At 74.2% G+C, this 7,578-nt stretch carries 7 protein-coding genes; 2 read left to right on the plus strand and 5 right to left on the minus strand.

The window, feature by feature from the left end; translation table 11 throughout:
• The first annotated feature begins 361 nt into the window (after positions 1–361).
• Positions 362–1,360 (plus strand): aldo/keto reductase, encoded by a 999-nt coding sequence (locus tag F2B26_RS13165; protein WP_159810097.1) that lies wholly within the window; start codon positions 362–364, stop codon positions 1,358–1,360.
• Entirely contained in the window at positions 1,360–1,749 is a 390-nt protein-coding gene (locus tag F2B26_RS13170; RefSeq protein WP_159810099.1) for a MerR family transcriptional regulator, read from the plus strand. Before F2B26_RS13165 ends, F2B26_RS13170 begins: the two co-directional genes overlap by 1 nt.
• 113 nt (positions 1,750–1,862) lie before the next feature.
• Here the strand turns inward: F2B26_RS13170 and F2B26_RS13175 are convergent, their stop codons facing one another.
• The 5 genes from F2B26_RS13175 to F2B26_RS13195 are packed head-to-tail and all read right to left on the minus strand — an operon-like array spanning position 1,863 to position 7,333.
• Entirely contained in the window at positions 1,863–3,362 is a 1,500-nt protein-coding gene (locus F2B26_RS13175) for a metallophosphoesterase (protein WP_159810101.1), read from the minus strand.
• Positions 3,359–4,432, minus strand: coding sequence for an ABC transporter ATP-binding protein (locus F2B26_RS13180; RefSeq protein WP_201292738.1), 1,074 nt, complete (start codon positions 4,430–4,432; stop codon positions 3,359–3,361). The genes F2B26_RS13175 and F2B26_RS13180 overlap by 4 nt, the downstream gene beginning before the upstream one ends.
• Before the next feature lie 8 nt (positions 4,433–4,440).
• Positions 4,441–5,256 (minus strand): ABC transporter permease, encoded by an 816-nt coding sequence (locus tag F2B26_RS13185; protein ID WP_159810103.1) that lies wholly within the window; start codon positions 5,254–5,256, stop codon positions 4,441–4,443.
• Entirely contained in the window at positions 5,253–6,173 is a 921-nt protein-coding gene (locus tag F2B26_RS13190) for an ABC transporter permease (protein WP_159810105.1), read from the minus strand. Before F2B26_RS13190 ends, F2B26_RS13185 begins: the two co-directional genes overlap by 4 nt.
• Positions 6,170–7,333 carry an ABC transporter substrate-binding protein gene (locus F2B26_RS13195; RefSeq protein WP_159810107.1) on the minus strand — a complete coding sequence of 388 codons (1,164 nt, stop codon included), beginning with the start codon at positions 7,331–7,333 and terminating at the stop codon, positions 6,170–6,172. The genes F2B26_RS13190 and F2B26_RS13195 overlap by 4 nt, the downstream gene beginning before the upstream one ends.
• Positions 7,334–7,578 lie beyond the last annotated feature (245 nt).

The raw sequence follows: 7,578 nt of genomic DNA on the forward strand, positions 1-7,578 counted from the left end.
CACCGCGTACACCCCGTCGACGCTCGCGGCCCCCAGGCCGCCGGCGGCGGCGGTGCGCCAGCCGTCCCGGGCGCCGAGCGTCACCAGGAGGGCACCGATCGCCCCGACGGGCACCGCGACCGCCAGCCCGGCCGCCATCCCGGCGAGCAGGGCGGAGACCACCGCGGGGGTCACGGTCGTGGGTGCGTGCGCTCGCGCCGGACCACCTGCTGCTGCTCGGCCGCGGACGCGGTCGAGCGGGCAGGACGGGTGGTGGTCAGCGCGGACATGGCGCCATGGTGCCAGAGCCCGGCCGGCCGTGGGGACCGTTCGCCACCGGACCGCTTGACTTCGAGTGCACTCGAAGGCGCAGGGTGGGGGCATGTCGATCCCCACCCGCACGCTCGGCTCCGCCACGAACGGAACCGCCCTGTCCACCTCCGCCCTCGGCCTGGGCTGCATGGGCATGTCCGCCTTCTACGGTGCGACCTCCACCCCCGGCAGCGACGACGAGCGCGCGTCGCTGGCCACCCTCGACCGGGCCCTCGAGCTCGGCGTCACGCTGCTCGACACCGCCGAGATGTACGGCCCGTTCACCAACGAGGAGCTCGTCGCCAAGGCCCTCGTCGGCCGCCGCGACTCCGTGGTGCTCGCCACCAAGTTCGGCATCTCCGGCGCCGGCGGCGCGCGCCAGTACGACGCGAGCCCGCTCACCGTGCGCCGGTCCGTCGACGGCAGCCTGCACCGGCTCGGCACCGACCGCCTCGACCTGTACTACCTGCACCGGGTGGACCCGGCGACCCCCATCGAGGACACCGTGGGCGCGATGGCCGACCTGGTCACCGCGGGCAAGGCGCGCCACCTGGGCCTGTCCGAGGTGAACGCGGACACGCTGCGCCGGGCGCACGCCGTGCACCCGATCACCGCGGTGCAGTCCGAGTACTCGCTGTGGACCCGCGACGTCGAGCAGGTGCTGCCCACGATGCGTGAGCTCGGCATCGGCCTCGTCGCGTACTCCCCGCTGGGGCGCGGCTTCCTCACCGGCCGGCTGCAGGTGGATGCGCTGGCCGAGGGCGACTTCCGCCGGCACAACCCGCGGTTCGTCGGCGAGGCGGGGCAGGCCAACCAGGCGATCGTCACCGAGGTGGTGCGGCTCGCCCAGGCCAAGGGCGTCACCCCCGCGCAGCTCGCGCTGGCCTGGGTGCTGGCGCAGGGGCCGGACGTCGTGCCGATCCCCGGCACCCGGCACGTCGCCCGCGTCGAGGAGAACGTCGGTGCGCTCGACGTCAGCCTCGCCGCCGACGAGCTCGCCACCCTCACCGCCCTGGCCGACCAGGTGCAGGGCGACCGGTACCCCGACATGTCCGCGGTGCACCGCTGATGTCGACCGTGACGGCCGAGGCCGGGCTGACCATCGCGCAGGCCTCGGCCGTCACTGGGCTGAGCGCGCACACCCTGCGCTACTACGAGCGCGACGGGCTCATGCTCGACCCGGTGGACCGCGACCCGGGCGGCCGGCGCCGGTACGCCCCGACCGACATCGCCTGGGTCGTCATGCTCACCCGGCTGCGGGCCACCGGGATGCCGGTCGCCCAGGTCCGTCGGTACGCCGAGCTCGCCCGGGCGGGAGAGGGCAACGAGCCTGAGCGCCTCGAGCTGCTGCGGGCGCACCGCGACCTGGTGCGCGCCCGGCTGGCCCGCGAGGCCGAGCACCTGGCCGCGATCGACCTCAAGATCGAGATCTACGAGAACCGGCTCGCGACCTGCTGACCAGGGCTGACGCGGCCGGGTACGACGCGGCCCGGTACGACGCGGCCCGGTACGACGCGGTCCGGGGCGCCGCGGCGAGGGTCCGACGCGGCCGGCCTGGTCGCAAGGACCGGTCAGCGCAGCCGACTGCGCGGGTCGGGCATCCGCCACACGGTGTCCCTGTCCTGCGGGCGGCCGGCGGCGCGGGAGAGCAGCCCGTCCCGCGCCCGGTAGTCGTTGACCGCGAGCGTGCGGGACAGCCCGGCCAGGGCCAGCGGGTCGTCGAGCGAGCCCGGCGCGCCCAGGTGGTCGAGCACCGTCGAGGCCAGCGCCAGCCCGCCGGGCTCACGCACCAGCTCGAGCACCCGGCCCTGCTGCGGCCAGTCGATGAGCGAGGCCGTGGTGATCTCCCAGAACCCGCCGGTCGGCCCGAGCGCGGGCGGGCGCGGGTGCCACAGGCTGGTGTGGGCGTGCACGTGCCCGGCCACCCAGGCCACCACGCCGGTGTGCCGCAGCAGCAGCCGGAGCAGCTCGTCGGCGAGCACCCGACGCCCCGCACCGGCCGGTGCGTACCCGTTGACCAGGGTCCACGACGGGTGGTGCGAGGTGAGGACGACGTAGCCGCCTGCGGCCTCCGCGAGCCGGCGGTCCAACCAGTCGAGCTGAGCCTCGTCGATGGAGCCCTGCCAGCCGCCGTGCGGGTTGACGGTGTCGATCGCCACCAGTCGCACCTCGCCGATGTCGGCCGACCAGCTGTTGCCCGGCCCGGGCGTCCCGCCGGCACCCGCCGCACTCTGCGCGGCGGCGAACTGCCCGGGCACGACGAGGGCACGGGCGGAGTCGGGTCGCACCGGTTCGGTCGGTGAGTCGCTGCGGTGCGTGTACCGGGCCGGGCCGATCTCGGCAACGGCCTCCGGGATGACGAGCGGGGTCTGCCCCGGCGCCAGGTCCACCACCCGGCGCGCACCGGTGGCCAGGGCGTCCAGCGCCGGGTCGGGCACGACGACGCCCTGCAGCAACCCGTCGTGGTTGCCGTGCACACCGAACCACGGCACGCCCACGCCGGGGGACCGCACCGGGGCGCTCGCGGCCTCGACCAGGCCCGGGACCTGCGGGTACCCGTACGCCGTGGTCGGGCGGTCGGGGGTGTCGGTGCCCTCAGGGTGCCAGAACCAGGGGGCGTCGCCGCGGGTGCCCACCCAGTCACGGGCGTCGGCGCGCACGGTGCCGCCGGCCATGAGCGTCGTGTACCAGCCGAGCTCGTTGGACTGGGCGTTGTCGGTCGCGTCGCCCGTCACCAGCACGGCGTCCAGCGGGGCACCGGTGACGGGCCCGACGGCGGTGCGTCCGACGGCCTCCAGGGCGGCGGCGGCCACCTGGAGGGTGAGGATCTCCTGCGGGCGGTAGGTGCCGATCTCCGGCAGCCGACCCGCCCAGGGGCTGTCCGGGTCGCCGAAGTGGTCGAGGTACTCCTGCCGCGCCGGGGAGGCCGCATCGCACAGGTGCACATCGGACAGGTGCACGAGGGTGAGCAGCGGGTCGCCGTGCGGCGGGGTACCGGTGCGCGGGGCGGACGGCGTCTCGACGAGGTCGCGCCAGCCGCCGGCACCGGCCGGTCCGGGCTGCCAGCTCATGCCAGCACCACGGCACCCGCACCGGGGCGCACCGCGACCTGCACGTGCTCGCCGACCCGCAGCGCATCGCTGCTCTCGGACAGCACATCGGCCAGCAGCGGCCCCTCGTCGGGGTGGTCGAGGGTGAGCCGGGTGACCGCGCCGAGGAAGGACAGCGCCACCACGCGGGCGCCGGCGGGTGCCGGGCTGACCTCGACCTGCTCGGGGCGCACGACGGCGAGCCGGTCGTCGGCCGCGTCGGTGGCGGCCAGGTCGCCCACCACCTCGACCGGGACGCCGAGCACCCACCACGACCCGTCCGGCCCGCGGCGTGCCCGCACCCGGTTGACGGTGCCGACGAACCCGGCGACGAACGCCGTGGCCGGGCGCCGGTACAGCTCGCGCGGAGTGGCGATCTGCTCCATCCGTCCGGTGTTCATCACCGCGACCCGGTCGGCGATCGCCATCGCCTCGCCCTGGTCGTGGGTGACCAGCACGGTGGTGACGCCCAGCTCGCGCTGGATGCGCCGGATCTCGTCTCGCAGGTGCTCGCGCACCTGGGCGTCGAGCGCCGACAGCGGCTCGTCGAGCAGCAGCAGACCGGGCCGGGTGGCGATGGCGCGGGCCAGGGCCACGCGCTGCTTCTGCCCGCCGGACAGCTGGTGCGGGAACTTGTCGGCGTGCTCGGCCAGGCGGGTCACCTCGAGCAGCTCGTCGACGGTGCGGGTGATGGTGGCGGCGTCGGTGCGGCGCACCCGCAGCCCGTAGGCGATGTTCGCCCGGGCGGTGAGGTGCGGGAACAGGCTGTAGTCCTGGAACACCATGCCGAACCCGCGCCGGCGCGGCGGGACGGTGGTGATGTCCTTGCCGCCGATGGTGATGGTCCCGGCGTCGGGCTGCTCGAACCCGGCGAGCAGGCGCAGCGCGGTCGTCTTGCCGCAGCCCGAGGGCCCCAGCAGACACACGAGCTCACCGGGTTCGATGCGCAGGTCGAGGTGCTCGAGCGCGACGGTCGACCCGAAGGTCTTGCGCACGCCGATGAGCTCGACACCCGCGGTCGTCGTGGCGGGGGCGGTCATGAGGTCGGACACGGTGGCTCCTAGAGGCCAAGGGTGGTGGTGCCGAGCCCGCGGCGGCGCAGCAGCCGCACGACGGCGGCCAGGGCGAGCGCGGTGAGCACCATGACGGCCAGCGCGAGCGCCATCCCGGCGCGCGCCTGCGACCGCTGGAAGTCGACGAGGTACGTCGGCAGGGTCTGCTTGAGCAGCAGCGAGGCGAACGCGAACTCCCCGAGCACGAGCGCCGTCGTGAGGCCGCCCGCGGCGACCAGCGACGCGGTGAGGTTGGGCAGCAGCACCCGCACGACGGCGCCCGCGGTGGACGAGCCGAGCGAGGTCGCCGCCTCCACGAGGGTGCGCGCGTTGATGGCCCGCAGCCCGGCGTCGAGCGCGCGGTAGGTGAAGGGCAGCGCCCACACCGCGTAGAACGGCACGAGCGAGGCGGTGCTCGCCAGGAACCCGGGCGCGACGGCGCGGAACGTGGCGGCCACCCCCACGACCAGCGCGATCGGCGGGATCACCCACGGCACGAGGGTCGCGGCGCTCAGCCACGGCCGCAGCCGCGGTGCACGCACCTCGACGTAGATGGTCGGCGGCACGAGCAGCACGAGCGTGAGCGCGACGGTGAGCACGGCGAGCACCGCGGACACACCCGTCGCCTGCCACAGCGCCGGCTCCGCGAGGGCCTGCCCGAGCGCGTCGAACGACCACTTGGAGAAGAACGTGTCGGGGCCGAGCAGCACGACGGGCACGTTCTGGAACGCGAACCGGGCCATCGCCAGCTGGGGCACGAGGAAGTACAGCCCGAGCAGCACGAGGAACACCCAGCGTCCGGAGCGCCCCAGCCGCCCGGTCATGCCGCGGTCCAACGGGCGGCGCGGCGCTGCAGCAGCTGCATGACGACCAGCCCGACGCCCATGAGCACGACGGTCCAGGTGACCAGCGCGTAGCCCAGGTCCTGCTCGCCGGTGATGACGTTGCCCTGCAGCACGAACCGGATCTGCAGCGGCACGAGCGACGTGCTCGAGCTGAGCACGTACGCGGTCGCGTAGGCGCTGAAGGCGTTGATGAACAGCAGCACCATCCCGCCGAGCACGCTGGGCGCCAGGATCGGGCCGGCGATGGTCAGCCAGTAGCGCACGGGTCCGGCGCCGAGCAGCTCGGACGCCTCCCGCCAGCTGCGCCGCAGCCCGCCGACGGCCGGGGCCACGACCAGGTACATCATCGGGATCTGGAAGTAGAGGTAGACCAACGTGATCCCGGCCAGGGAGGACAGCGAGAACACCGACCGCACGTCGATCCCGACGGCCGAGAGAGCCTTGGTGAGCAGCCCCTGGGTGCCGATCGTCGCGATGAACGCGAACGCCAGCGGCACCCCGCCCAGCTGGGAGGCCACCGAGCTGAACGCGTCGGTGGCCGGGGCGATCCAGGCAGGCCGGCGCAGGTCGCGCACGACGAGGGCGAGCACCAGCCCGATGACGCCGCCGATCACGGCCGAGGCCCCGGACAGCACGAAGGAGTTGACGAACGCCGAGCGGTACGGCCCGGACACCGCCCGCACCAGCCCGCTGGTGCCCAGCACCCCGTTCGGGGTGATCGCGTGCCAGACGACCGCGGCCATCGGCCACAGCAGGAACACGGCAAGGAAGAGGGCGAACGGGGTGAGTGCGGCGACCGCGCCCAGGTGGGGGAGCCCCCGGCGCTGCTGCGCGACCCGGGGCGGACCGCCCGCCGTCGTACGACGGCGGGCGGTCACGGTGGTCAGGTCGGTCACTTGTCGGCGACCTGCGGGCCCCACTGCGTGGCCAGGACCGCCTTGGCAGCGTCGATCTGGGCCTGCGTGGGGAACGTGATCCCGGCGATGGTCTTCGCGTCGGGCAGCTTGGCGGCCAGGTCGGCGGACACCTTGCCCTCCTTCACCAGGGTGGCGTAGCGCGCCGGGATGGCGCCGCCCTCGAGGTAGGCCAGGGCGCCGGCGTCGCTCGTCAGGTGCTCGACGAACGCCTTGGCGGCGCACGGGTGCGCGGCCTGCGTGACGACGGACTGGGCGTAGTAGCTGGCGTACACCCCGTCGGACGGGACGGTCGACGTGAGGTCGAAGCCGGCGTCCTTCATCGACTTCTCGACGGCCGGGAAGTTGTACGTCCAGTCGAGCGCGATCGGGACCTCGCCGGAGAGCAGGTTGGCCTCGGTGACGTCGACGGTCTGCAGGTTGCCCTCGGCCTTGAGCTTGGCGAAGTAGGCGATGCCGGGCGTGATGTCGTCGAACGAGCCGCCGTTGGCCAGCGACGCGGCCATCACCGCGGCGAACGCGGCACCGGCCTCGCGCGGGTCGCCGTTGAGCGTGACCTGGCCCTTGTACTCGGGCTTGAGCAGATCGGCCCACGTGGTGGGGGCGTCCTTGACCAGGGTGGTGTTCACCCCGATCGACATGAGGCCGTAGTAGGCGCCGACCCACTTGCCGTTGGGGTCCTTGAGGTCCGCGGGGATCTGGTCCCACGTGCTGGGCTTGAACGTGTCGGCGTAGCCCTGGGAGATGAGCTGGCTGGTGAACGACGGGCCGACGTCGACGACCTCGGGCTGGCCGGCCTGGCCGCGCAGCGTCGTGATGGCGGTGACCTCGTCGGCCGAGGAGGCGTCGGGGTTGGCGACGGTGGTCTTGACGCCGTAGATGTCGGTGTAGGACGCGAGCACGCCCTTGTAGTTCGCCCAGGTGTCGGGCAGCGCGATGAGGTTGATCGCGCCCTCCTTCTTCGCCGAGGCGGCGAGCTCGGCGACGGTGCTGCCGCACGAGCCCGCGTCGACCGCGGCGGTGGAGATGGCGTCGGAGCCGGCCGTGGCGGAGGCCGACGGCGAGGCGCTCGCGGTCGAGCCGCAGGCCGCGAGGGCGAGCACGGTGAGGGTGGTGGGAGCCAGGATCAGGAGCCTGCGCATCGGGGTCCTTCGTCGGGAGGGTGTGTGCGTGACAGGGATAGTCCTGCCACTCGACCGACGGCCCCTGTCCCGGTGAACACCCGTGGGCGACTCGGTGAACACGTCCCCAGCGCGCTGCCCCGGCCCGCCCGACCCGGCCCACCCGACCTGGCGTGGTCGACGCCGGCCCACCCGACCTGGCGTGGTCGACGCCGTCCCACCCGACCTGGCGTGGTCGACGCCGTCCCGGCCGGCCCAGCCCGGCC

The sequence above is a fragment of the Cellulomonas citrea genome (assembly GCF_009829685.1).
GTDB lineage: Bacteria > Actinomycetota > Actinomycetes > Actinomycetales > Cellulomonadaceae > Cellulomonas > Cellulomonas citrea.